We start from the raw sequence: 24101 nt of genomic DNA on the forward strand, positions 1-24101 counted from the left end.
ACCAACAGCATTACGGCTTCGACTGGCCTTTTGTCGATACACAAAAACAATTCAACCAAAGAAGAGACTGAAGTAATGAACCAACCATGGTGGCGCGGTGGGGTGATCTACCAGATTTACCCGCGCAGTTTTGCTGACAGCAACGGTGACGGCGTGGGCGACCTGCCCGGCATTATCGAAAAGCTACCGTATGTTGCAAGTCTGGGTGTCGATGCCATCTGGATTGCGCCGTTCTTCAAATCGCCGATGCGTGATTTTGGCTATGACGTGTCCGATTACCGTAAGGTCGATCCGCTGTTCGGCACCCTGGCCGATTTCGACCGCTTGATTGCCACCGCGCACACGCTCGGGCTCAAGGTCATCATCGATCAGGTGCTTTCGCATACCTCCGATGAGCACGCCTGGTTCAAGGAAAGCCGGCAGAGCGACACCAATCCGAAAGCCGATTGGTATGTCTGGGCCGACCCGCGCGCTGATGGCACGCCGCCCAATAACTGGCTGTCGATCTTTGGCGGTTCATCCTGGCAATGGGATACCCGCCGCAATCAGTACTACCTGCATAACTTCCTCACCAGCCAACCCGATCTGAACTTCCACAGTCTGGAAGTGCAAGAAGCCGTGCTCGCCGACATCCGGTTCTGGCTTGAGCGCGGCGTGGATGGCTTCCGTTTCGATGCCTGCAATTTCCATTTTCATGACACTCAGCTGCGCAATAACCCGCCGGCTGAGGTGCGCGATACCAAGACCGTCAGCGCCGACAATCCCTACGGCTACCAGACGCATCGCTACGACAAATCACAGCCGCAGAACATTGCCTTCCTGAAGCGGATTCGTTCGCTGCTGGATCGTTACGGCGCGATGAGCGTCGGCGAAGTAGGGGACGTCAACAGCCTGCCGTTGATGGCCGCTTATACCGCCAATAACGACAAACTCAACATGGCGTACAGCTTCGATCTGCTGACGCCGGAATTCTCCGCCGACTATATCCGCCGCCAGGTCGAAGAGTTTGAAACTGCCATTCAAACCGGCTTGGGTTGGGGCTGCTGGACCAGTGGCAATCACGACTCGGTGCGCGTGCAAACCCGTTGGGGCCACAACACCCCCAATCCGCTGTTCCCGAAAACCATCCTGGCGATGCTGCTCAGCCTACGCGGTTCGGTCTGCCTGTATCAGGGCGAAGAACTGGGCCTGCCGGAAGCGGAACTCACGTTCGAGCAGCTGCAAGATCCGTACGGCATCACCATGTGGCCGGAATTCAAGGGCCGCGACGGTTGCCGCACGCCGATGCCGTGGCAGCACGCTGCGCCGCAAGCCGGCTTCAGCGCTGGCGAGCCGTGGCTGCCGCTACCGGCCGAGCACATCGCTCGCTCGGTCGACGTGCAAGAACACGAAGCCGGCTCCACGCTCAAGTTCTACCGCCAATTCATCGGTTGGCGGCGCAAGCAGGATGCGTTGATCTCGGGCGATATCCGTTTTCTGCGTGCGCCGGAGTCGGTGCTGGCATTTACCCGCAGCAACGAAAGTGGTTCGACCTTGGGCCGCTTGGTCTGCGTATTCAACCTGGCCGATACCCCGGCCGAATTCACCCTGCCGTTTGCGGCAACCGAACTGGACGGCCACGGCCTGACAGGTACGGCGCGTGACGGCAAGTCATTGAAGTTGCAAGGCTTTGGCGGCTGGTTCGGCTGCGTCAAGGAATGACAAGGAATATGAACCTCTTCAAGGTCTTTATGAGGCATGGCTTGGCAGTCATCCCCCCTTTTTGAAGGGGGGCCAGGGGGGATTTCTGCGGCATTTCAAATTGCCACTGAGTCGAAATCCCCCTCGATCCCCCTTCGAGAAGGGGGAGGTAAAACCCTGCAGCGCTTCAAGTAGCTGCATGTGAGACGTTGAACAGGTTCTAAGAGGAAACCATCATGGCCGCAGTCAACCTACGCAATGTGCAGAAACGGTTCGGTGACGTCACCACCCTGCACGGCATCGATCTGGACATCGCAGAAGGCGAATTCGTGGTCTTCGTCGGTCCGTCTGGCTGCGGCAAATCCACGCTGCTGCGCACCATCGCCGGGCTGGAGGACATCACCGATGGCGAGCTGAAGATCGACGGCATCCGGGTGAACGAGCTGCCGCCGGTCAAACGGGGCATCTCGATGGTGTTCCAGAGCTACGCGCTGTATCCGCACATGTCTGTATTCGACAACATGGCGTTCGGCCTCAAGCTGGCGGGCATGAACAAGGTCGAATACACGCCGCATGTGATGCGCGTGGCCAAGGTATTGCAGATCGAACACCTGCTGGAGCGCAAGCCGGCGGCGTTGTCCGGTGGTCAGCGCCAGCGCGTCGCCATCGGTCGCGCCATCGTGCAAAAGCCCAAAGTCTTCCTGTTCGACGAACCGCTCTCCAACCTCGATGCCGCGCTGCGCGTGCAAATGCGGATCGAGATCGCCCGCCTGCATCGCGAACTGGGCGCCACGATGATTTACGTGACGCACGATCAGGTTGAAGCCATGACGCTGGCCGACCGCATCGTCGTACTGCGGGCCGGTCGGATCGAGCAAGTCGGCTCGCCGATCGAGCTCTATCACGAGCCCGCCAACCTGTTCGTCGCCGGCTTTCTCGGTTCGCCATCGATGAACTGTGTGCAGGGCAAGGTTGCGGCCATCGAGAGCATCGGCGTCGAAATCGAGTTGCCGGGCAAGCAGAAAGTACGCGTTGCCGTTGACGGGAAGGGCGCCAAGGTGGGCGATCAAGTCACGCTGGGTGTGCGTCCGGAACATCTGCATCTGGTGCAAGAGGGCAACGCGATCGCCGCGACTGCGCTGGCGCTGGAGCATCTGGGCGATGCATCGGTGCTGTATCTGCAAGCGCCGGGTTCGGATGAAACACTGTCGGCCCGCCTGCCGGCGCTGACGCGTATTGCCGATGGGCAGAAGTGTTTGCTCGGCTTCAAGCCGGAGCATGGTTATTTATTCCGGGCGGATGGCAGTGCGTTCCGCCGATTGAATCCCTTGGCCGAATAGGGGGGACTGACGGAATCATTTGCCAAGTGGTAACGCGGTTCACTTCAGGAAGTTGTCCCCTCGCCCACTTAGTGGGAGAGGGTTAGGGAGAGGGTGCTTGCAAAGGTCGATGTATTTTGCACGACCCTCACCCCCGGCCCCTCTCCCACCAATAGCTGAGCAAGGCGAAAGCCTTGCACGCGAGGGCGAGGGGAGCACTTAAGTGAACCGCATTGCCGCCAAGCCAGATTCCGTCAGCCACCCCAAAGTGGTCGGGTCCACAGGTGCCTGTTCGAACAGGCACAAACACACGCAAGAGAGAGGAGTTGAAAAGATGAACGTTTCGCGCCGCCGTTTAGGGCAATTCGTGTTGTCGTCGCTCACCGTCGCAGTGGCCGCCGGCCTCTGTGCGCCTGCTGCCTTTGCCGCCGAGCCGGGCAAGCTGCTGATCTGGATCAATGGTGACAAGGGTTACAAGGGTCTGGCCAAGGTGGGTGAGGAATTCACCAAAGCCACAGGCGTGCAAGTCATCGTCGAGCGCCCGGAAGATGCCGCTGCCAAGTTCCAGCAAGCTGCTGCTGCCGGCAAGGGCCCGGATATCTGGATCTGGGCGCATGACCGCCTGGGCGAATGGAAGACCGCCGGCCTGCTGTCGCCGGTGACCCCAAGCCCGAAGGTCAAGGGTGAGATCGACGATCTGGGCTGGAAGGCCTTCACCTCCGGTGGCAAGGTCTGGGGCTATCCGATCGCCATCGAATCCGTCGCACTGGTTTACAACAAGGACTTGGTACCGACCCCGCCGAAGTCATTCGATGACGTGATCGCGCTGGACAAGAAACTCTCCGCGTCCGGCAAGAAAGCCATCCTGTGGGACTTCACCAACACCTACTTTACCTGGCCGCTCCTGGCTGCAAACGGGGGCTATCCGTTCAAGCAACGGCCTGATGGCACGTACGACGCCGGCAACACCGGCGTGAACAACAAGGGTGCGGTGGCGGGCGTCGATACGCTGATGAAGCTGATCAATGGCGGCGTGATGCCCAAGAGCGCGTCGTATTCCGATATGGAAGCCGGCGTGAACCAAGGCAAGGTCGCCATGATGATCACCGGCCCGTGGGCATGGGAAAACCTGAAGAAGAGCAAGATCAACTTCGGCGTGGCCCCGATTCCTGCCGTCAATGGCAAGCCGGGCGCGCCGTTCGTGGGCGTGATGGGCGCGATGATCAACCAGGCGAGCCCGAACAAGGAACTCGCGGTGGAGTTCATCGAGAACCACATGCTGGCGCTCAAGGGCCTGAAGACCATCAACGACGACGTGCCGCTTGGCGTGCCGGCCAACAAGGCGTTCTTCAACGAGCTGAAGGCTGATCCGAACATCCAGGCCACCATGGCCAGCGCCAAGAACGGCGCGCCGATGCCGAACAACCCGGAAATGGGCAAGTTCTGGTCGACCATGGCTTCCACGCTGCAAAGCGTGACCCAAGGCCGTCAGACCGTGAAGGCTGGGCTGGATGCTGCGGCTGAGCGGATTACTGCGAAGTAGACGGCTGTTCGTGCCTCTGTTCCCCCCTTTTTGAAGGGGGGCTAGGGGGGATTTCGACGCCATATCAAGTTTTCACCGATGCCGAAATCCCCCTCAATCCCCCTTCAAAAAGGGGGAGGCGAAAACCAGAAGCGCTTTGAACACGCAGCACCGCAAGACTTTAAGCAAGCTCCAAGCGCAGGCGCTTGAAGTAACGATTGAAATGATCAGCAGTCACCAGAAGCAGGGCGCCAAACCCGCCCGGCTTCCGGGTTGTATCCCTAGCTGGAGGATGAGTCATGACGATGGATGTTGCGCTACGGACGGTCGACAATCAGGTCGGGCTCTCACGGAAAAATATAAGCATGCAACGATTCAATTCGCGCTACGTCTGGTTTGCCTTCGGCGCGCTGACGTTCCTCGCCGGTCTGTGGTTGATCCTGGCCATCTACCGCATCGGCCATCCTTTTTACGCGCTGGGCGGCCTGGTGCTGCTGGGTGCTTCGACCTGGGTTTTCACCTCGGAACGCGCCTACGCCTGGCGCTATCTCTATCCCGGCGTGGCCGCCGTGCTGGTGTTCGTGCTGTTCCCGGCGCTTTACACCATCGGCAGCGGCTTCACCAATTACAGCTCGACCAATCTGTTGAGCTTTCAACGCGCCACCAGCTATTTCCTCGATCAGAAATACTCGGCCTCGGGCGATGAAGGCCAGCTGACCCTGTCGCTTTATCCGCTGCTGGTCAGCACCGATAAACGCGATCGGGCCAATGAGCGCTACATCGTGTATGTCGAAAACGCCCAGGGCAAAGCGTGGCAATCCGAGCCGATGGTGCTCAGGGGCGCGGATGCTTCGACCCTCAAGCTCAAGCCAGCTGAACATGCGCCCAGCGGCGACAAAGCCGGCCTCAAGGACGTGATCGCGCATCAGGCCACGCTCAAGACACTGGCGCTCAAGCTGCCGGACGACGCCGATGAGTTCCGCCTTTCCGGGCTGACCAAGTTCGCCAAGATGGAGCCGCTCTACAAGCAGAATGCCGATGGCTCGCTGACCAACGCGCAGAACCACGATGTCCTCAAGCCCGACTTCAAGACCGGTTTTTACACCAGCCTCGCCAGTGGCGAAAAAGTCGCACCGGGCTTCAAGGTCAACATCGGCTTCGGCAACTTCGAGCGGCTGTTCTCCAGCCACGAATTCCGTGGCCCGCTGGTGAAGATCTTTATCTGGACGGTGGTATTCGCCTTTCTCACCGTCGTGTTCTGTTTCGTGGTCGGCTTCACGCTGGCATCGATCCTCAACTGGGAAGGGCTCAAGTTCAAAGCCGTGTACCGCGTGTTGCTGTTCCTGCCGTACGCCGTGCCGGGCTTTATCTCGATCCTGATTTTCCGGGGCTTGTTCAACGAGAACTTCGGTGAAATCAACTTGGTGCTCAACCAGCTGTTCGGCCTGAAACCGCAGTGGTTCTCCGATCCGCTGCTGGCCAAGATCATGCTGCTGCTGGTCAATACCTGGCTGGGTTACCCGTACATGATGCTGCTGTGCATGGGCCTGATCAAATCGATCCCGTCCGATCTGTATGAGGTATCCGCAATCAACGGCGGCGGGGTGTGGACCAACCTGACGCAGATTACGCTGCCGCTGATCATGAAGCCGATCATGCCGCTGCTGATCGCCTCGTTCGCCTTCAACTTCAACAACTTCGTGCTGATCTCGCTGCTGACGGGCGGCCTGCCGGACTTCACCGACAGCATCGCGCCGGCTGGTTCGACCGACATTCTGGTGTCGTACACCTACCGTGTCGCCTTCCAGGATTCGGGCCAGAACTTCGGCTTGGCCGCCGCGATCTCGACCGTGATCTTCGCGCTGGTGGCGATCCTCTCGATCATCAACCTGAAGCTGACGCGTGTGAACGCGCAAGAAAAACGCTAAGGCATTTGTCCCCTCTCCCACGTGTGGGAGAGGGCTAGGGAGAGGGTGGTGAAAAGAACTCTGCAATTGGTACGACCCTCTCCCCCGGCCCCTCTCCCATAAATGGGCGAGGGGAGAAAACAGACTAGCAATAAGCTTTAAAGGAAAGTCCCATGTCCATGGTTCTTGATAAATCACATGGCACCAAGGTGTTGCTCGCGCACGCTGGCCTGATCGCCTTCCTGGTGCTGACCTTGTTCCCGTTCCTGATGATCGTCTCGATCTCGCTGCGCGCCGGCAACTTCGCCGCTGGTAGTCTGATCCCGGAGCATTTCAGTCTGGAGCATTGGAAGCTCGCGCTCGGCATGGGGTATATGGATGACTCCGGCCGCTGGATCGATCCGCCATTCCCGGTGCTGCGCTGGCTGTGGAACTCGATCAAGGTCGCCGGCATCACCGCCGCCGTGGTGCTGCTGCTGTCTACCACTTGCGCCTACGCCTTCGCCCGGCTGCGCTTCAAAGGCCGGCAATTGGGATTGAACGCGCTGTTCCTGATGCAGATGTTCCCGGCCGTGCTATCGCTGATTGCCATCTACGCGATCTTCGATCAGATCGGTAGTTATGTGCCTTGGTTGGGCATCGATAGCCACGGCAGTCTGGTATTGGCCTATGCCGGCGGTATTGCCATGCATATCTGGACCATCAAAGGCTATTTCGACACCGTGCCGGTGGAAATCGAAGAAGCCGCCCGGGTCGATGGCGCAACGCATTTCCAGGCATTCCGTTATGTATTGCTGCCGATGGCCGCGCCGATTCTGGTGGTCGTATTTCTGCTGGCCTTTATTGGCGCGATTATCGAATACCCGGTGGCATCGGTATTGCTGCACCAAGAGCAAAACCTCACGCTGGCGGTGGGTTCCAAACTGTATTTGTATACGCAGAATTATCTCTGGGGCGATTTCGCCGCAGCGGCAATCCTCTCCGGGCTGCCGATTACCGTTGTCTTTCTCTTCGCTCAAAGGTTCATGCTTAGCGGATTAACCTCAGGCGGGGTCAAGGGCTGATAGGCCGTTCAAAATCTCGCTAACGGCCTGTTTAAAGCGCTGCAGCTTTTTGCCTCCCCCTTTTTCGAAGGGGGATTGAGGGGGATTTCGACGTCATTGCAATTTGAGATGCCGCAGAAATCCCCCCTAGCCCCCCTTCAAAAAGGGGGGATGGCAGCGTAAAACGTTGCCGGGAGAGATTCTGAACAAGCACCAAGGCGTTGCTAGCATCCGTTACACAACTGCGTAACGCGTGCTAACAGCAGCTGTAGCAGCATGAAGCAGTAGTTCTTCCTCAGTAACACGCTTTCAGCCGGCCCGTCATGGGCCGGCTTTTTTTATCTCTATAGGGTGAGAGTCTTGTTTTCAAATCGGTTTGAATATGAGTTCAAATAGCGGTTTGAATGAGAGCTTCTGTTGTGCGCTGCATTTCATAAAAAAGGGTTGGAGAGAACGAGCCGATATGCCGTAACACTGCACGGAGGGAATGGAACGATCCAGAGAGTCAATCTGCAGTCTTGCCTGTTTTTCAGAATATTCATTGAAGTGATTTCAATTGAAAGCAGAGCGACTCACCCGTAGGGGCGTGAGTTGCCCTAAAAACGGAGTGAGTAAGATGAAGCTAATCAAGTTTTTGACCATTCCCGCCTTGCTGGCGGCAGCGTTGGGCACCACACCCGCCCAGGCCGCATCGGAATGGAAGCCGGGCGTGCCGCGTACGGCCTATACCACCTTGTTTGAGTGGAGCTGGGATTCGATCGCCAAGGAATGCACCAACTTCCTCGGCCCCAAGGGTTATGCGGCGGTGCAGGTCTCGCCGCCGCATGAAGCGATCACCGGTTCGCAATGGTGGACTCGCTACCAACCGGTGAGCTACCAACTGGTTTCGCGCAGCGGCAATCGCGCGCAATTCCAGAATATGGTCAGCACTTGCGCGGCGGCCGGTGTCGATGTCTATGTCGATACCGTGACCAACCACATGGCTTCCGCCAGCGGCACCGGCACGGCTGGCTCGACCTTTACCGCACGCTCATTCCCGGCCGTGCCCTATGGCAGCAGCGATTTCCACACGCCGCAATGCACGATCCAGAGCAGCGATTACAGCAGCAACCGCTACAACGTCACCCACTGTGACCTGAACAACCTGCCTGATCTCAATACCGGCAGCAGCTACGTGCAGGGCAAGATCGCCGCCTATATGAATGATCTGCGCTCGCTCGGTGTGGCCGGCTTCCGCATGGATGCCGCCAAGCATATCGATCCGGCCGATCTGGCTGCGATCAAGAGCCTGGTGCCCGGCAGTTACTTCTTTACGCAGGAAGTGCTGCGCGACGGCACGGTCGGCTCCGCCACCAGCGGCGATATGCTGGCCTACCAGAACATCGGCACCATCAACGAGTTCAATTACGTTTACGCGATGAAGAACTCCTTCCTGAATACCAACGGCTTCAATATGTCGACGTTGCCGACCGAGTTCTCCACCTGGGGCTTCCTGCCGTCGGCCAAGGCCACCGTGTTCGTCGACAACCACGATACCGAACGCACCGCCTGCAGCAGCTGGGCTCCCGGCGGCGTGTGCGATTCGCTCAGCACCTACAACGGCGACAAGCTCTACCTCGCCAACGTATTCATGCTGGCCTACGACTATGGCTACCCGAGCGTGGCATCCGGCTATTACTTCGCCGATCACGATTCCGGCTCGCCGTCGTCCCAACCGTATAACGGCACTGAAACCGTACCGGCCAACTGCAGTAGCACGTTCGATACCAGCAAATGGGACTGCGTCCACCGCGATCGTCGCGTCGCCAATATGGTCGGCTTCCGTAACTACGTGAGCGGTGCATCGGTCACCAATTGGGTGACAGGGGATTCCAACCAGATCGCGTTTGCCCGCAGCGGCAAGGGCTTTGTCGCCATCAATAACAGCAGCAGCACCTGGCAGAACACCTTTACCACCACGCTGGCGGATGGCAGCTACTGCAACGTGCTCGCGTCCGATAACCCGGAAACCGGCAGCTGCTCCGGCACAACCGTGACCGTGAGCGGCGGGCAAGTCACACTGAGCATTGCACCGTCCACCGGCGTTGCCCTGCACATCGGTGCCAAGGCAGTCACCGATACGACCGCGCCATCCGTACCGACCGGGCTTGCATCCAGCAGCGTGACCGCCTCCGGCGCCACCCTGAGCTGGACGGCCTCGACCGACAACGTCGGCGTGACCGGCTACAAGGTCTACCGCAACGGTACGCAGATCGGCACCAGCACAAGCACCAGCTACACCGACACCAGCGCCGCCGCATCGACTGCTTATAGCTACACGGTCGCCGCGTACGATGCAGCCGGTAACACCTCCGCCGCCAGCAGCGCTGTCTCTGTCACTACCAGCGCCGGCAATAACGCAGTCGTCTACTACTACCGGACCGACTGGACTGCCGTGAACATCCATTACGGCATCAACGGCACCTGGACCACCTCGCCGGGCGTCGCCATGACTCAGGCGTGCACGGGCTATTGGACTCGCACCGTCAGCCTCGGCACGGCAACGAGCTTCACGGTCGACTTCAACAACGGCACCACATGGGATAACAACAGCAGCGCCAACTACACGCTCGGCACCGGCACCACGCTGGTCAAGAGCGGCGTCGTGACATCCAACGCCGCCAACCCCTGCGCCGCCGCCGACACCACCGCACCCACCGTCCCGACCGGCCTCACCAGCACCGCCGTAGGCAGCAATACGGTCGCGCTGAGCTGGACGGCCTCGACCGATAACGTCGGCGTGACTGGCTACAAGGTCTACCGCAACGGCACGCAAGTAGGCACCACGACCACCACCAGCTACACCGACAGCGGCCTGAGCGCATCCACCGCCTACAGCTACACCGTCGCCGCGTACGACGCTGCCGGCAACACCTCTGCCGTCAGCACAGCTTTGTCGGTAACGACCTCCGCCAGCACGGCCTGCAACGTGAGCGTGACCTTCACCATTGCCAACGCCAACACGGTGACTGGTCAAAACATCTATGTGGCCGGCAACCAGACGGCGCTCGGCAACTGGACCCCAGCCAGCGCCTTCGCCCTGACGATCCAGGGCAGCGGCGCCAACGTGCCGTGGACCGGCACCGTCACGCTGCCAGCCAGCACGGCGATTCAATACAAGTACATCAAATACAACCCGACCACTGCCGCCGTGACGTGGGAAAGCAGCCAATCCACCACCAGCGGTAATCGCGAGTTCACGACATCGAGCACTTGCGGCGCGACGCAATCGCAGAGCGACGGCAATTTCTAAGCTTGGTAGGGCGGGTCGTTTGACCCGCGCAGGGCGGATGCGTGGTGTGTTCGCGAATTTGCGGGTTACGCCTTCCGGCCAACCCGAGCTACACAACTCGCATTTGCCCTTGCCCTTTGGAGTCCAGCTTCTTTGTTGAAGCTGGATTTTTTATGCGCATAGCTGCGCAGTCACAACATCAGAGCGCGGCAGAGAAGCCAAGTACACGTTGCCCGGACGGGGTTTCGTTCCCCAGCAGTGAGTAGGGTAGGTCGGGTTTGCTTCGTCTCTTTCCACTGCGCACAACATGATCAGCCGCTCGCCAAGATAGGTCGTGATCTCAAATTTGTAAGTCTTTTTGTCAGCGTTGGCCGTAAGGGAAAAAGCGTTGACGTCAAATAATGTCGCAGGCATGATTCCGCGGTTTTGCTTCCGAGTGGATTTCAACCCGCTCGCCTCCGTTGTCTCTTTTACAGTTTGGTTGGTGCGGGAGCGCGAGGCTGCTTTTTTTGACCGAAACATTTTTTAAATTAGTCTGGAATTAAAAATGAAATCACTGAAATTCATAATTGGCTTCGTTTTGTTTTTGTTGGTTGGTGGGTCGGCCTTGGCCGCGCAATCTACTGTAAATGGCGCAAAAGTCACGAATATCTATACATTTAATCAATACGGTGGCGGCGATGTAGCGATCGTTTTGGATACGCCTCCTGCCGGTTGTGGCGGGATCTGGCTTACAAAGTCTGATCCAGGCTACACCTCGAACTTTGCACTCATTATGCTGGCGGTAACGACCAAGACCCCGATTAGCGTGGTTGCTCTTACTGATCAAGTGTGGACTGGCACTAATAGTCCGGTTTATTGCAAAGTGTTTTATATTCAATCAGTGGTTAGCTACTGAGTAGAACGGCGGTGGCGTGAAGTACTGAAATATACCTGCCATGCATTGGCTGGTATTGGGATGCAATGTATGGGTATAGGCTTGTCAATGACAATTTAGTGCGATGAACGCTTATGGCTGTACCGCACGATCTGCCGCGCAAGTTTATATCCCATATTTTTCTGTGGTAAGAATTCCTGCGACGTAAACGTAATATTTGAAGGCGGCTTGTATGAATGTTCGTAACGCTGGGGTGAGTGATCTCGCTCGTCAATTGTGCCGTTGCTTGTTGGGTTTGATGATTTGCTTCTGCTGTACGAGCGCATTTGCCGATTCATATAAAATTACACGGATTGGCTGTCGCTTTGGCAATATTGCTTCGCCGACCGTGGGTACGATTGGTGATCCAATCGCGTTGACGCAACAGGCGGCTACTGCTTGCAATTTTGGCAACCCTCTTATGAACATGCAAGTTGGTTATAACTATTGTGAAACAAATAAACCGACTCCGATCAAATCGTATGGCTGTTCTGTTACCTTTGGCCAAAATGGCGACATGTCAATCGGAGATGTCGAATTTGAATATGACACCAGCTGCCCGGACGGCCAGTTCTTTGGCCCAGCCAGCCACATCTGCAAGCTGACTTGCCCTGCCGATAATTACCTGAGTATTGGCGGCAGCTGTAAACCAATTCCCCTCTGTCCGGCAAATAGCAGTTGTGCACAACCCTATGATGCTGACGCTGAGCAGGGTGCCCCTAATATTTGCTCTGGTAATCCAATTAATACGGCTACTGGCAATAAGTTTCAGATCGAACCGGATCTCAATTGGGGGGGCGGTTTGACATTCCAACGCTTTTTCAATAGCAGCAACTTGACCGATTATGGTTTGGGCAAAGGCTGGCGGCACAATTATATGCGTCGCATCGTGTTCGTGGCGCAAAGCCAATTTACTTACGTGCCTACGCCCGACGTGGATCCCGATTGGCAAGTTACTGTCATTGGGCCGCCGGCACGTTACTTGGTGGAGCGCGAAGATGGCAAAAGCTTTGCTTTTGGTTTGAATGGTCAGTCACTCGTACCGCAAAGTCGCAATCCGTACCAACTCACGGTCACCAGCACTGGTTTTACCGTCTTTGACGGCATCAACACCGAAACTTATGACAGCAAGGGATACCTGACGCAGATTGCGTCACCCGGCGGTCGCATAATCACGCTGGCTTATTATTGGGGCGTGCTAAGTAAGATCACCGACAATTTAGGCCATCAGCTCTATGTTGCTTCAAGTGACCAGTTTCATCTGACCAGTATCCAAAGCGGTGGCAATACGACGAACTACGCGTTTGATACCACGGGACGCCTAACAACCGTCACTTACCCCGACGCCACTACCCGCCAATACACCTACGGCGACAGTAACAACCCTTATCTGCTGACTGGCATCATCGACGAAAACGCCGTTCGTTTCGCCACATGGGCCTATGACACGCAAGGCCGGGCTACGTCTTCGAAACATGCAGGAGATGTTGATTTGTTCTCGCTGGTTTTCGGCGTCGATCCGACTTCCGGGGCAAATACTACGACCGAAACTGACCCGCGCGGCTTTACGCGCACCTACTTCTTCCAACAGATTGCCAAGCAATGGCTGCTGACCGGCAAGAACCAACCCGGTGGTGCCGGTTGCAGCGCCGCCACCAATAGTCTCGGCTACGACGTCAACGGCAATCCAGCCACCAGCACCGACTTCAACGGCAACCAGACCAAGTACGAATACGACCTCGTTCGCAATCTGGAGACCAAACGCACCGAAGCGGTGGGCAGTACCAAGAACGAACGCACCATTACCACCCAATGGCACTCCACCTTCCGCCTGCCGGTGCTGATCACCGAGCCGAACCGCACCACCAAGTTCGACTACGACACCAGCGGCAATCTGCTCACCAAAACCGTCACTGACACCGCGACCAAACAAGCCCGGGTCTGGAACTGGACCTACGGCAACTTCGGCCTCGTCGCCACTGCCACCGATCCAAACGGCAAGGTCACCAAATACACCTACGATGGCCAAGGCAATCTCAGCACCGTCACCAACGCGCTGAACCAGGTCACCACGTTCACCAGCTACGACGCCAACGGCAACCTGCTGTCGCTGACCGATCCAAATAACGTCGTGACCGCGTTCACCTATGACCTGCGCAACCGCTTGCTCACGCGCAAGACCGGCAACGACCTGACCAAGTTCGGCTATGACAACGCAGGCCAACTGCTCACCGTCACCCTGCCGGACAGCAGCAGCCTGAGTTACACCTATGACAAAGCACACCGGCTGACGGACATTGCTGACAGTCGCGGCGGCAAGGTGCATTACATGCTGGATAACGCCGGCAACATCACGCAGGAAGATCGCAACGACCCGAGCGGCACGCTGGCGACTGCACTGCAACAAGCGGCCACGCAACGCAACATCCCGCTGGCCTCGGCCCAGCCGCAATAACGAGCCGAGCGCGATCAATGAACAAGAATCTCTCCATGAAAACGCAACAATTCGGCCGCACCACGCTCACGGCATTGCTGACCGGGCTGCTGGTGGGCGTTCCCGCCTACTTGGCCTTCCCCAATGCTGCGCCCCACGCACTGGCCGCAGCCACACCGACGGCAACGCCCACGCCAGCCCCAGTATCGAGCGCGGCCGTGATGTCGATGATGCTCAGCATCATTCAGGGTGAGCCGACACCCACCCCAACACCGACCCCCACTCCAACACCAGTTCCCACCCCCACCCCCGCGCCGGTTCCTGCTCCATCCCCAACCGCCACGCCGACGCCTGCACCCACCGCCACCCCGATCCCCAGCCCGACGCCAACTCCCGCGCCGACCCTGCTGCCGATCGCCCCGGTCGCCGTGCCGGCCCACGTCAGCCTCGTCACCACCCAATACGCTTACGACGCCCTCGGCCGGCTGCAGACCATTACCGATGGCAAGGGCAACCAGTCCAAGTTCGAATACGACGCCGACGGCAATCGCACCAAGCGTACTGATGCGTGGAACCACGTCACCCAATACAGCTACGACGAGCTGAACCGGCTCGCCACGCTCACCGACCCGAACGGTAAGGTCACCACCTTCGGCTACGACGCCAACGACCATCTGGTCAGCGTCAAAGACCCGAACGGCTATTCCACCACCTATACCTACGACGGCCTCGACAACCTGCTCACGCTGGTCAGCCCGGATACCGGCACCACCACCTACACGCCGGATACCGCCGGCAACGTCCTGACCAGAAAAGACGCCCGCAACAAAACCGCCACCTACGGCTACGATGCGCTCGGCCGTGTGACCAGCAGCGACTATGGCGATCAGCAGCTCGGCTTTACCTATGACACCGCCGCCAACGGCATCGGCAAACTCGCCACCTTCAGCGATGCCGATGGCAGCACCAGCTATGGCTACGACACTCTTGGCCATGTCACCCAAGTCAGTCGAGTCAGCGGCACGCTCACGCAAAGCGTCGGCTACGGCTGGGGCGCGGGCAACCGGCTCAACCAGATCACCTACCCATCCGGTTTGACGGTCGGCTATACGTGGAGCAACGGCGCAATTAGCGCTGTGCAGGTCAAAGGCCAACCGCTCGCCAGCAATATCAACTGGTCCACCAATATCGGCGCATACAGTTGGGATTGGACTAACGGCCAGAAATGGGCTCGCGCCGGCGACAAAACCGGCCGCATCGCCGGCCTCGCGCTCGGCGATACCGTGCGCCTGCATGGCTACGATCAGGTCGGAAACCTGCTCACCCTCATCGATCCGGTGCACGACAGCAGCGCCAGCCAAACCTTCGGCTATGACGCGCTGGACCGGCTCACCTCCGCTAGCAGCGGCGTCAGCAACTACGCCTACGACCCCAACGGCAACCGCAACTCATTCGTGAGCGTCAGCAGCAACAACACCTACAACTACGACACCGGCAACCACAGCAACAAGCTGCTCAGCATCACCGGCACCAACGCCACCAACTACCAATACGACGCAGCCGGCAACCAGACCCAAGCTGGCACCATCACCAGTGTCTACAACAACGCCGGCCGGCTGACCCAAGCCACCGTCGGCACGCTCGCCACCCAATACCGCTACAACGCGATTGGCCAGCGGCTGCAGAAGAGCAACGCCAACGGCACCACCCGCTTTGTCTACGACGAAGCCGGCCACCTGCTGGGCGAATACGACGCCACCGGCAAGGCGATTCAGGAAACCGTCTGGCTCGGCGACACCCCCATCGCCGTGGTCAAACCCAACGGCGCCAGCAGCAAGACCTACTACGTCTGGGCCGACCACCTCGGCACGCCACGGCAGATCACCGATTCAGTGAGCAATGCACTGGTCTGGCGCTGGGATGGCGAGGCGTTTGGCAATAGCCTGCCGGATCAAGACCCTAATGGAACCGGCACGGCGTTTGCCTATAACTTGCGCTTTCCGGGGCAGTATTTCGATGCGGAGACGGGGCATAGCTATAACTATTTCCGGGATTATGATTCGGCGACGGGGCGGTATGCGGAGAGTGATCCGATTGGGTTGGCTGGGGGGAGTAATTCGACGTATGCGTATGTGAATGGGAATCCATTGATCGGCACGGATTCGCTAGGGCTAGATACCTATGTAGTGAATCGCGATTTATCTGCCATTGGTAACTCTGCACGATCACGTGATAATCCTATAACTCATACATTTACGGCTGTTACTAACTCGGATGGGTCAATCACAACCTTCAGCTGGGGTAATCAGGCGAATTTAAGGGGTTGGAATGTGAATCAAGACATTGATTTAAAAACGGCGTCCGAAGCTATTAAGGCTGGGCTGGCCGAGAAGGTTGGTGGATCAGATCTTGATTCGTATGTCCGGCAAGCCTTTAGTGCACTTAATCAGAAAATATATGAACATGCAAATTGGGTTGTGACCAACAATTGCAAAATGGAAACCAAAAACTTGCTCGATAAGGCAAGAGACCTTCAGAGTCTGCGATACACGCAGCCAGTGGGTACAGCTCCAGGCTGGGCGTCACTGTTTAAATAAAGAAAATTGACGATGTCTCTATGGATTAAGAACACTATTAATGCTGCGATTACAATATTAGTCGCGACGATTTTTTTGGTTTTTATTCATGTTTGGAAAAACTCTACTTCAGGAGTTTGGTTGAAGTCATTCCCATTTCTGTATGTGGGCTTGGTGTTTGTTGCAATATTTACTTGTGTTTATGCTTGGAGAAAGTTGCTTGTAAACCAGCGCTGCGTTTGGCGCGTTATGGGAAGTGTTTTTTATTCGGCGATTGTTGTCTTGCTTGTGTTGTATCTCTTTTTGTTTGTGGTTTTAAATACATTCGGCTCATAGCCATGAAGCCATGTAGGGCGGGTCGTTTGACCCGCGCGGGCAATGCGTCTCTTGCTCGCTGAATTCGCGGGTTACGCCTCGCGGCTAACCCGCGCTACATGGCTGCGAAGCTTGACAAAAAACGGGCGCAACTTTACGCGGATCAACACGATCTTTATAACAATCACTACCACATTGGCTCCAATCCAGACTCCAAAATAGCCACTTTTGAAGGGCATGTTGATCAAATTATTGCTTTGCAACGTGGTTTGGATAGGGCAATAAAAGAGGCGAAAGATGCTGGATGTTTATGATGTTAGTTCCAGTTGTGTCGGCATGAAGAAAGTTGGATAGAGGCCTTCAATGGTGGAAATCATAACGGAAGAATTGCTTGCCCAGATCTTGGATCTCCTTGAGGGTGAGTCATTTCGAAAGGCTTCGATTACTTTCGAAGTCCAAGATGAAGGCCAGTGCGTCTTAATTTATATTCCAATTGATGCTTTGCCGGAAACGGAGTTGTTGTCAACTTTCAAAAGAGTTGCGTGTCGATTGAATAATTTAGTGCCCAGTCGTAAGGACGACTATTCTTGGTATGCGTTGTTTACTCGATCAGGGGAAATTGTTGAAAGTTATTTTGGTGGGGATGCAAGCTCGCCAAATTCAGGATTGTAGATGCCTGAGCCAGGCAGCCCAACATTTGCCGCACACATTGCCACCGGGGGGCATTGTTGGGCTTCGCTGCGCTCTGCGCCAACCTACCAAAGCCAGCAAAAAGGCCAGCGTTTTTAAAACGCCGGCCTTTTGCCATCAAATCCGCCAATTGGCCCCTAACGCCGATCCGTCATCCGATTCACGGAGCGCGGCACATTGAGCCGATCCAAGGTGTCAGCGCGGGACATATCCAGTGCGAAATGCCATTCCTCTGACAAATACGCCCCGATCTTCGCCAGATGATGCAGATCAGATTCCGGCTCGGCGATGCCGACCATTGCGCGGAACACACTCCCTAATTGGGCAATGCGATCCAGACCAAGATCGGCAATGTCGTTGAAGTCATTGATGGTCAGTTTGGGTGGGGTAGGGCAGCGATGAAGGTCAGCCATGACGACCTCCGCTGTGCGCATAAGGCGTGCGGAGTGAAGTGGTTAGGCGATCGGAGGGTGGCGGTAGCGTTTGCATCGCCGCGTGATGTCGCTCTGCCAGTCGGCGGCCGTCGCGCGCCAATTGGTAGCCGACGCTGCGCTGGTCGATCAGGGATGTGAGGATGGTAAAAATCTGATCCAGCTCCGCAAAGCCATCGCGAGCTTGGGCGATGAGGTGGCCGGGGTCGGGCGGGGCGGGGGTGGAGTGTTGGGAAATGGGCATGGGAGCCTCCTCTATTTGCGGATTAACCCGCCGCTTCGCTGCTAAACGAAGGTGGCGGGCGCAAGGACGGGTTAGCAGACCGGAATAGAGGAACCGGCGCACCCGAAGGTGCCCCCTCCTTGCTCCGCCATTGAGGACGTACCAAGGATGTTGCGGACGAAAATAAACCGCTTCGCAGCGGTTGTCCGCCTCTAATTCCGGGCTGCTAAACCCGATCACGTCATCAAACGTGACAAGGTGGAGTATCCCCAACCGTTACCAATCCGGTCAAGAACGCCAGCCCGAAAAAACCACTGCGCGCGGCAGGATACGCCGTTGTCATTGGGTTGTTAACAAGGGCGTGGCTGCCCAACACTGGCCGTGACATTACTGATGGGCATATCGTTGGGCTTCGCCGCGCTCTGTGCCAACCTACCAAGGCCAGCAAAAAAGCCAGCATGTTTTTGGGTCAGGTCTTGCATTGCAATATTTTGCTGGTGTGTGAATGGAGTGTCACAATGCAAGACCTGACCCCATCTGTGTTCCTAAACAACGCTGACCACAAAAAAAGCAAGCCATGTATTCCATAACACACCTCTTGCGCATCACAATATTTTCCATAGTCCCGGCAATTCTGTGCAGTTGCGCATCACAAATTACGACCTATCAACCAGAGCCGAAAGTAATCTACAACTCTGGTGCACCAATTCCGACAAAAATCACCCTGCAGCAAACCCTCTATCGGGAGAGGGTGTTCACTCCAGAGGGGCTAAAATCATCAACCAGGGCGGTCGATTACCAATACACCCTCACCATGCCTGACAACACTACGACGGAATTATCATTTTTGAACGCTAAAAATGATCCCGACCGGAAAGCAGCCATCGATATCGTTTTCTATAACGACGCCAACGCCTGTTGGGTAACAGGAACCATGCATCCGGATACAAAACTCGTCCACAGAGAGGGAGGCAACCTCCTCCAATATGTGAGCGTGAACGAGCAATTCTATAAGGCAACCGTAAAGGTCTTCACTAAAGATCGCCTGCTGCATGAAAGCACCATTGAAGTGTGCAGCCCGAGCGAGAATGCCAATGTGTACAGTAAAGCAATCATGTTCTACGACCGGTCCATTCCTGCTTATGGATATTGCGGTCGAAATGGAAAGACAGTTTATTTTCCGCTCACCAACACATCGAAAGTAATCGATGCAAACCAATGCTGCCCGGAAAAAGGGGCCGGATGGTATTACCGTGATGATAAAGCGTCATACTTCAAAGAAGGCCATATCTCCATTCCCGATTAAAACACGACAACAAACGTTAGACCTCACAGCCCACACTTCCTACCGCATTCGGAGGGAAAACCAGGCATGTACGACAAGATTGCCTTCGTTAAAACTGGTTGGTCTGACGAATATCAGGGTGGGCCGGTACTTGGTAGGTACGCGAACAAACCGAGCCTACCCGGCTTTATGCGGCCCCATACCGCCAACGCCGTTCCCACCGCCGCCCGAGCAGCTCTAAACCGCCGCACACCAGCAAATAGCCCAGCCCCACGAACGCGAAAATCTGCAGCGGGTAGACCTGCTCGCGGTTGTTCACTTGCGTGGCGACGAAGGTGAATTCGGCCACGCCCACCACGTAGGCCAGCGAGGTGTCCTTGATCAGCGTGATCCACTGATTAATGAAGGAGGGCAGCATGATGCGCAGCGCTTGCGGCAGCACGATGTGGCGCAGGGTTTGCCAGCGGGTGAGGCCGAGCGATAGCCCGGCGCCCCATTGGCCGCGGCCGATGGCTTCGATGCCGGATTGCACCGATTGGCTGAGGTAGGCCGCGTTGATGATCGCCAAGGCGGCGATGACGGTGAGCACGCCGGGGATGTCGATGCCGAACAGGATCGGCAGCAAAAAGTAGCACCAGAAAATCAGCATCAGCACGGGAATGGCGCGCAGCAGGACGACCAGCGTTTTGAGCACGCTTCGCAAGCGCGGGCCACCCATCACCAGTGCAGTCCCGCCAGCCAAGCCGAGCGCAGAGGCGACGATGCCGGCGGCCACGCTCATCAGCAGGCTCAGCAGCAGTCCTCCCGGCGCGCCGTGGGCCAGATTGCCCCACAGCAGGTAATCGAGATTGCTGGCGAGGAAGTCGGGCATCACGGTGCTGGTCTCCACGCTGGCACGGGTTTCCGCCCGCTGATCTGCAGCAGCAATACGAGCGCCAGATAGAGCACGGTGGCGACGGCGAAGGCCTGGAATGCGAGCAGCGTTTCGGTTTCGACCTGGCGCGAGCTGTATGACAACTCGGCCACGCCGATGGTCATGGTGAGCGAGGTGTTCTTGATCACGGCGGTGTATTGGCCAACCAGCGGCCGCCGCACGATCACCAGCGCCTGCGGCAGCACGATCCAGCGAAAGGTTTGCCACGGTGTCAGCCCGAGCGCTTGGGCTGCGGCGCGTTGGTTGTCACTCACGCCACGCAGCCCGGCACGCAGTTCCCCAGCGATGAAGCTGGCGCTGTAGAGGGTGAGGGCGGTGAAGGCGGCCAGAAACTCGAACGATGGCCACGCCAGCGATAGGCCGGCTGGCAGCGCTAACACATGCGGTGTGTTGAGCCATTGCTTGGCATCGTCCGGCAATAGCCCGGAGACGCCGAAGTACCACAGCAGCAGTTGCACCATCAGCGGCGTGTTGCGGTGCAGGCTGAGGAAGGTGTCGGTGGGGATGCGGATGGCGCGTTGATGGCTGGCTTGGAGTGCAGTGAGCAGTGTGCCGAGCAGGGTGGCGGCGATGCAGACCAGCAGGGCGAGCCATGCGGCCAGTAGTGCGCCTTTGAGTAGCCAGATGAGGTAATGCGGGGCTAGCCAGTTTTGGCCTAGCCAGGCGGGGGGAGTCATGGGGTGGAGCCTAGGACAAGTCATACAGCAGGAAGGCAAAGCTGGAAGAGAAGCTCAATCGCTCGCATGACTGACCATTCCCCCCTTTTTGAAGGGGGGCTAGGGGGGATTTCTGCGGCATCTCAATTTGCAATGACGTCGAAATCCCCCTCAATCCCCCTTCAAAAAGGGGGAGGTAAACACCTTGATGCGCTTCGAATAAGCTGCTCTGCAGGATCGAGAATGGATTCTTCGATCAGGTGATCAACCCTGATCCCCAATCTTGAAATCACGCGGCAGCGGGGCCTTGGTGGTGGGGCCGAACCAGTGGTCGTAAATCTTGACCGCCTCGCCGGATTTTTCCAGCTCGTGCAGGGTTTCGTTCACCAGTTTGGTCAGGCGGGTTTCGCCCTTGGGCAGGCCGATGGCCTGGTATTCACGGCTGAGGGTGAACGGGGCGACTTCGTATTTCTGTTTGTCCGGCGCGTTGGCGAGCAGGGCGATCAGTTTGGAGCCGTCCTGGCTGATGGCTTGCACGTTGCCGTTGCGCAGAGCGGTGAAGGCGAGGGGCGTGTCGTCATAGGCGACGACCGTTGTGGCGGGGTATTTCTCGCGCAGATAGATTTCCTGCGTGGTGCCTTTGTCCACGCCGACGCGCAGGCCGGCCAGTTGTTCCGGCTTTTGCAGCTTGCCCTTGTAGGCGATGAACTGCTGGCCGGAGGCGAAGTAGGGGATGCTGAAATCGACTTGCTTGCGGCGCTCGTCGGTGACGGTGAAATTGGCGGCGACGATGTCGGCCTTGCCGGCGACCAGCAGCGGAATCCGGTTGGCCGGGTTGGTGGGCACCAGTTCCAGTTTCACATTCAGCTTGGTGGCGATGGCTTTGGCGACGTCCACATCCAGACCGCTGATCTGGCGGGTTTGTGCATCCAGAAAGCCGAAGGGCGGGTTGCTGTCGAAGGCGGCGACGCGCAGTACGCCGGCTTTTTTGATGTCATCAAGGCGATCGGCCAGCACCGGGGTAGCGGCGCCAAGCAGGGCGATGGCAAGGGCGAGAGTCTGTTTCATTGTTTTGGCCTCATTCGTGAGTGGTGATGAGTGTTTTAAAGGCGCTGGCAGACGACGGGTAGTCATCTGCCAGTCAGCGAGGCCAATGCTAGTGGGTAAGATTAATTCCGTAAAATTACATTAAATGTATTTAATATTCTTATTTGGTCTATGAGGGCGAGGGGAGCAAACCAGCTTGTGATGATTTGTGAACGCGCTAGGCCATCGCAACCGACCGCTGCGCCAGCGCCACACACCGCTTCGCCAGCACTTCGGTCGGATCAACAATGCCAATCTCCTGCCTATCGAGCTTCAGCTGGGTGATGCCCGGCAGAATCAGCGGCAGTTCGGTGCAGCCCAGAATGAGCACCTTCGCGCCAGCGGCGGCGAGGTGGGCGGCGGCGTCCAGCAGGTCGTCTTCGCATTGGCCGGTGGTGAAGCCGGCCTTTACGCCTTGCGGGCCATAAATGGCGCGCATCACTTTTTCCTGCAGGTCTGGCGAGGGGGCAATCAGTGCCAGCCCGGCTGCTGCGGCGGCGTCGTGATAAACGCGGCTGTGCAGCGTGCCGGAGGTGGCGAGCAGCCCGATGGTGACGTCCGCGCCATAGCGGTCGCGGATGTGGTTCACCGTCTCGGTCAGCATGTTGATGATCGGCACGTTCAGGCTGGGCTGGATCGCGCTGACGAAGGCGTGGGCGGTGTTGCAGGGGATGGCGATGGCGTTAGCGCCTTCGGTTTCCAGCCGCTTGCAGGTGGCGAACAGCGCGACGGTGGGGTCGGCGGCCTGATGCAGCAGGTTGGCGGTGCGGTCGGGAATCTGCGGGTTCTGCTCGACCACCATCTTGATGTGGTCCTGATCCCGGCCGGCTGGGGTGTTGCGGACGATCTTGTCCATGAAATCGACCGTCGCAGCCGGGCCGACGCCGCCGACGATGCCGAGCTTGAACGCTGGTGCAATCTCGCCGTGCTCGCCACTCGCCGCGAAGTCGGCATACACCTGGTTGGAATCCACCAGCTCGATGCCACGCCGCTGCATAGCTGAGCAGACCATCGCCAGTTCGGTGATGCCGGGCAGGATGAGTTTGGCGCCTTGGTCGATCACGTCCAGACAGACCTCGTGCAAATGCTCGATGGCAGGGCCGTCGAGATTGCCGGCCTTGAGCCCGTGCGCGCCATAGATCGCGCCCATGAGTTTTTGCTGGTTGGCGGCACTCGGGTAGACGAGGGGATAGCGGTCGCCGAAATAGCGCTCGAACAAGGCCGAATGGCGCACGTAATCGGATGCCAGCACGCCGATCGTCTCGCCGGCGGATACGCGCCGGTCTACGTATTGCCGTAGCGCCGCCATCATGTCGAGCAGCGGTACGTTCAGCTCGGCTTGCAGCGTTTCGCGGAAGGTATGGCTGGCAAAGCAGGGCAGCAAAATCGCATCGACCTTGCGCTCGGCAAAGGCTCGGCTGACTTCGAACACGTAGAGCTGGCGCGAGATCATGGCCGCATCGCGACTCAGGATCGCGGCGACGTCCTTGAACGGGTGTTGCTCGAACAGGAAATGGAACTTCCCCTGATCCGCCATGACCGGGCGGCATTTGACCAGCTTGTAAAACAAATCCGCGCCGGCCAGCGCGCCAAGGCCGCCAATGATGCCGAAGGTTTTTTTGCTCATGTCGTCTTGTCCGAGGTGGGCCGGGAGAGTGGAGGGGATTTTGGCGTTTGAAATGACGCAGGGATATTGAGGGAATCGGGTATTTGGGGGGGAAGGGCCGCGTCTTGGCTCCCCTCGCCCACTTGTGGGAGAGGGGCGGGGGGAGAGGGTCTTGCTACGGGCAGTGACTGAACAAGCGCCCTCTCC

18 protein-coding genes and 1 pseudogene are annotated in these 24101 nt (G+C 57.7%); 13 read left to right on the forward strand and 6 right to left on the reverse strand.

Going from position 1 to position 24101, the window contains the following annotated elements:
• The first annotated feature begins 75 nt into the window (after positions 1–75).
• The 12 genes and pseudogenes from BR41_RS08840 to BR41_RS24110 all read left to right on the forward strand — a co-directional run bounded on the left by BR41_RS08840 (position 76) and on the right by BR41_RS24110 (position 17655).
• Positions 76–1701, forward strand: coding sequence for an alpha-glucosidase (locus tag BR41_RS08840; protein ID WP_035055379.1), 1626 nt, complete (start codon positions 76–78; stop codon positions 1699–1701).
• A 215-nt stretch (positions 1702–1916) separates the two neighbouring features.
• Entirely contained in the window at positions 1917–3020 is a 1104-nt protein-coding gene (locus BR41_RS08845; RefSeq protein ID WP_035055382.1) for an ABC transporter ATP-binding protein, read from the forward strand.
• Positions 3021–3333: 313 nt separating this feature from the next.
• On the forward strand, positions 3334–4542 hold the full coding sequence (gene malE / locus BR41_RS08850) for a maltose/maltodextrin ABC transporter substrate-binding protein MalE (RefSeq protein ID WP_051710535.1): 1209 nt from the start codon (positions 3334–3336) through the stop codon (positions 4540–4542).
• 344 nt (positions 4543–4886) lie between these two features.
• The gene (malF, locus tag BR41_RS08855; protein ID WP_035055385.1) at positions 4887–6449 is read left to right on the forward strand and encodes a maltose ABC transporter permease MalF; all 1563 of its coding nucleotides are present in this window, start codon (positions 4887–4889) and stop codon (positions 6447–6449) included.
• Positions 6450–6601: 152 nt separating this feature from the next.
• On the forward strand, positions 6602–7492 hold the full coding sequence (gene malG, locus BR41_RS08860) for a maltose ABC transporter permease MalG (RefSeq protein ID WP_035055388.1): 891 nt from the start codon (positions 6602–6604) through the stop codon (positions 7490–7492).
• 595 nt (positions 7493–8087) lie between these two features.
• A complete protein-coding gene (locus BR41_RS25420; protein ID WP_051710537.1) occupies positions 8088–10763 on the forward strand; it encodes a carbohydrate-binding module family 20 domain-containing protein in 2676 nt (891 codons plus the stop codon).
• A gap of 526 nt (positions 10764–11289) precedes the next feature.
• Positions 11290–11640 carry a hypothetical protein gene (locus BR41_RS08875; RefSeq protein ID WP_051710539.1) on the forward strand — a complete coding sequence of 117 codons (351 nt, stop codon included), beginning with the start codon at positions 11290–11292 and terminating at the stop codon, positions 11638–11640.
• A 535-nt stretch (positions 11641–12175) separates the two neighbouring features.
• A pseudogene (locus BR41_RS25545) lies at positions 12176–12517 on the forward strand (DUF6531 domain-containing protein); the annotation flags it as partial.
• A gap of 126 nt (positions 12518–12643) precedes the next feature.
• A complete protein-coding gene (locus tag BR41_RS24610; RefSeq protein WP_169741276.1) occupies positions 12644–14113 on the forward strand; it encodes an RHS repeat domain-containing protein in 1470 nt (489 codons plus the stop codon).
• A 35-nt stretch (positions 14114–14148) separates the two neighbouring features.
• Positions 14149–16689: an RHS repeat-associated core domain-containing protein gene (locus tag BR41_RS08890; RefSeq protein ID WP_051710542.1), complete on the forward strand. Its 2541-nt coding sequence runs from the start codon at positions 14149–14151 to the stop codon at positions 16687–16689.
• A 413-nt stretch (positions 16690–17102) separates the two neighbouring features.
• Complete coding sequence (locus tag BR41_RS24105) at positions 17103–17297, forward strand: hypothetical protein (RefSeq protein WP_156970622.1); 195 nt, start codon at positions 17103–17105, stop codon at positions 17295–17297.
• Between the two features lie 49 nt (positions 17298–17346).
• Positions 17347–17655, forward strand: coding sequence for a hypothetical protein (locus tag BR41_RS24110; protein ID WP_156970623.1), 309 nt, complete (start codon positions 17347–17349; stop codon positions 17653–17655).
• Positions 17656–17810: 155 nt separating this feature from the next.
• Here the strand turns inward: BR41_RS24110 and BR41_RS08895 are convergent, their stop codons facing one another.
• Positions 17811–18086 carry a hypothetical protein gene (locus tag BR41_RS08895; protein WP_156970624.1) on the reverse strand — a complete coding sequence of 92 codons (276 nt, stop codon included), beginning with the start codon at positions 18084–18086 and terminating at the stop codon, positions 17811–17813.
• Complete coding sequence (locus BR41_RS24115; RefSeq protein ID WP_156970625.1) at positions 18079–18348, reverse strand: hypothetical protein; 270 nt, start codon at positions 18346–18348, stop codon at positions 18079–18081. The genes BR41_RS08895 and BR41_RS24115 overlap by 8 nt, the downstream gene beginning before the upstream one ends.
• A 556-nt stretch (positions 18349–18904) precedes the next feature.
• Between BR41_RS24115 and BR41_RS08905 the strand changes: the two genes are divergently transcribed.
• Positions 18905–19633 carry a hypothetical protein gene (locus BR41_RS08905; RefSeq protein WP_035055403.1) on the forward strand — a complete coding sequence of 243 codons (729 nt, stop codon included), beginning with the start codon at positions 18905–18907 and terminating at the stop codon, positions 19631–19633.
• A gap of 166 nt (positions 19634–19799) precedes the next feature.
• On the opposite strand, the gene BR41_RS08910 is transcribed toward BR41_RS08905, so the two are convergent.
• From BR41_RS08910 to cuyB, 4 genes are all read right to left on the reverse strand, one after another.
• A complete protein-coding gene (locus BR41_RS08910) occupies positions 19800–20501 on the reverse strand; it encodes an amino acid ABC transporter permease (protein ID WP_245615837.1) in 702 nt (233 codons plus the stop codon).
• Positions 20483–21223 carry an ABC transporter permease subunit gene (locus BR41_RS08915; protein ID WP_035055406.1) on the reverse strand — a complete coding sequence of 247 codons (741 nt, stop codon included), beginning with the start codon at positions 21221–21223 and terminating at the stop codon, positions 20483–20485. The genes BR41_RS08910 and BR41_RS08915 overlap by 19 nt, the downstream gene beginning before the upstream one ends.
• A 243-nt stretch (positions 21224–21466) precedes the next feature.
• The gene (locus BR41_RS08920) at positions 21467–22270 is read right to left on the reverse strand and encodes an ABC transporter substrate-binding protein (protein WP_035055409.1); all 804 of its coding nucleotides are present in this window, start codon (positions 22268–22270) and stop codon (positions 21467–21469) included.
• Between the two features lie 196 nt (positions 22271–22466).
• Positions 22467–23915, reverse strand: a complete 1449-nt coding sequence (cuyB, locus tag BR41_RS08925) for a cysteate racemase (protein ID WP_035055411.1) — start codon at positions 23913–23915, stop codon at positions 22467–22469.
• Between the last annotated feature and the right edge of the window lie 186 nt (positions 23916–24101).

Source organism: Andreprevotia chitinilytica DSM 18519 (assembly GCF_000711875.1).
Classification (GTDB): Bacteria; Pseudomonadota; Gammaproteobacteria; order Burkholderiales; family Chitinibacteraceae; genus Andreprevotia; species Andreprevotia chitinilytica.

Bases quoted from the DNA above. Each gene is read 5' to 3' on its own strand.
- BR41_RS08905 (WP_035055403.1), top strand. From the start codon at position 18,905: ATGTATTCCATAACACACCTCTTGCGCATCACAATATTTTCCATAGTC.
- BR41_RS24110 (WP_156970623.1), top strand. From the start codon at position 17,347: ATGGTGGAAATCATAACGGAAGAATTGCTTGCCCAGATCTTGGATCTC.
- BR41_RS08840 (WP_035055379.1), top strand. From the start codon at position 76: ATGAACCAACCATGGTGGCGCGGTGGGGTGATCTACCAGATTTACCCG.
- BR41_RS08920 (WP_035055409.1), bottom strand. From the start codon at position 22,270: ATGAAACAGACTCTCGCCCTTGCCATCGCCCTGCTTGGCGCCGCTACC.
- BR41_RS24105 (WP_156970622.1), top strand. From the start codon at position 17,103: ATGGCTGCGAAGCTTGACAAAAAACGGGCGCAACTTTACGCGGATCAA.
- BR41_RS08845 (WP_035055382.1), top strand. From the start codon at position 1,917: ATGGCCGCAGTCAACCTACGCAATGTGCAGAAACGGTTCGGTGACGTC.
- malF (WP_035055385.1), top strand. From the start codon at position 4,887: ATGCAACGATTCAATTCGCGCTACGTCTGGTTTGCCTTCGGCGCGCTG.
- BR41_RS08895 (WP_156970624.1), bottom strand. From the start codon at position 18,086: ATGGCTGACCTTCATCGCTGCCCTACCCCACCCAAACTGACCATCAAT.
- cuyB (WP_035055411.1), bottom strand. From the start codon at position 23,915: ATGAGCAAAAAAACCTTCGGCATCATTGGCGGCCTTGGCGCGCTGGCC.
- BR41_RS08875 (WP_051710539.1), top strand. From the start codon at position 11,290: ATGAAATCACTGAAATTCATAATTGGCTTCGTTTTGTTTTTGTTGGTT.
- malE (WP_051710535.1), top strand. From the start codon at position 3,334: ATGAACGTTTCGCGCCGCCGTTTAGGGCAATTCGTGTTGTCGTCGCTC.
- BR41_RS08890 (WP_051710542.1), top strand. From the start codon at position 14,149: ATGAAAACGCAACAATTCGGCCGCACCACGCTCACGGCATTGCTGACC.
- malG (WP_035055388.1), top strand. From the start codon at position 6,602: ATGTCCATGGTTCTTGATAAATCACATGGCACCAAGGTGTTGCTCGCG.
- BR41_RS08915 (WP_035055406.1), bottom strand. From the start codon at position 21,223: ATGACTCCCCCCGCCTGGCTAGGCCAAAACTGGCTAGCCCCGCATTAC.
- BR41_RS24115 (WP_156970625.1), bottom strand. From the start codon at position 18,348: ATGCCCATTTCCCAACACTCCACCCCCGCCCCGCCCGACCCCGGCCAC.
- BR41_RS25420 (WP_051710537.1), top strand. From the start codon at position 8,088: ATGAAGCTAATCAAGTTTTTGACCATTCCCGCCTTGCTGGCGGCAGCG.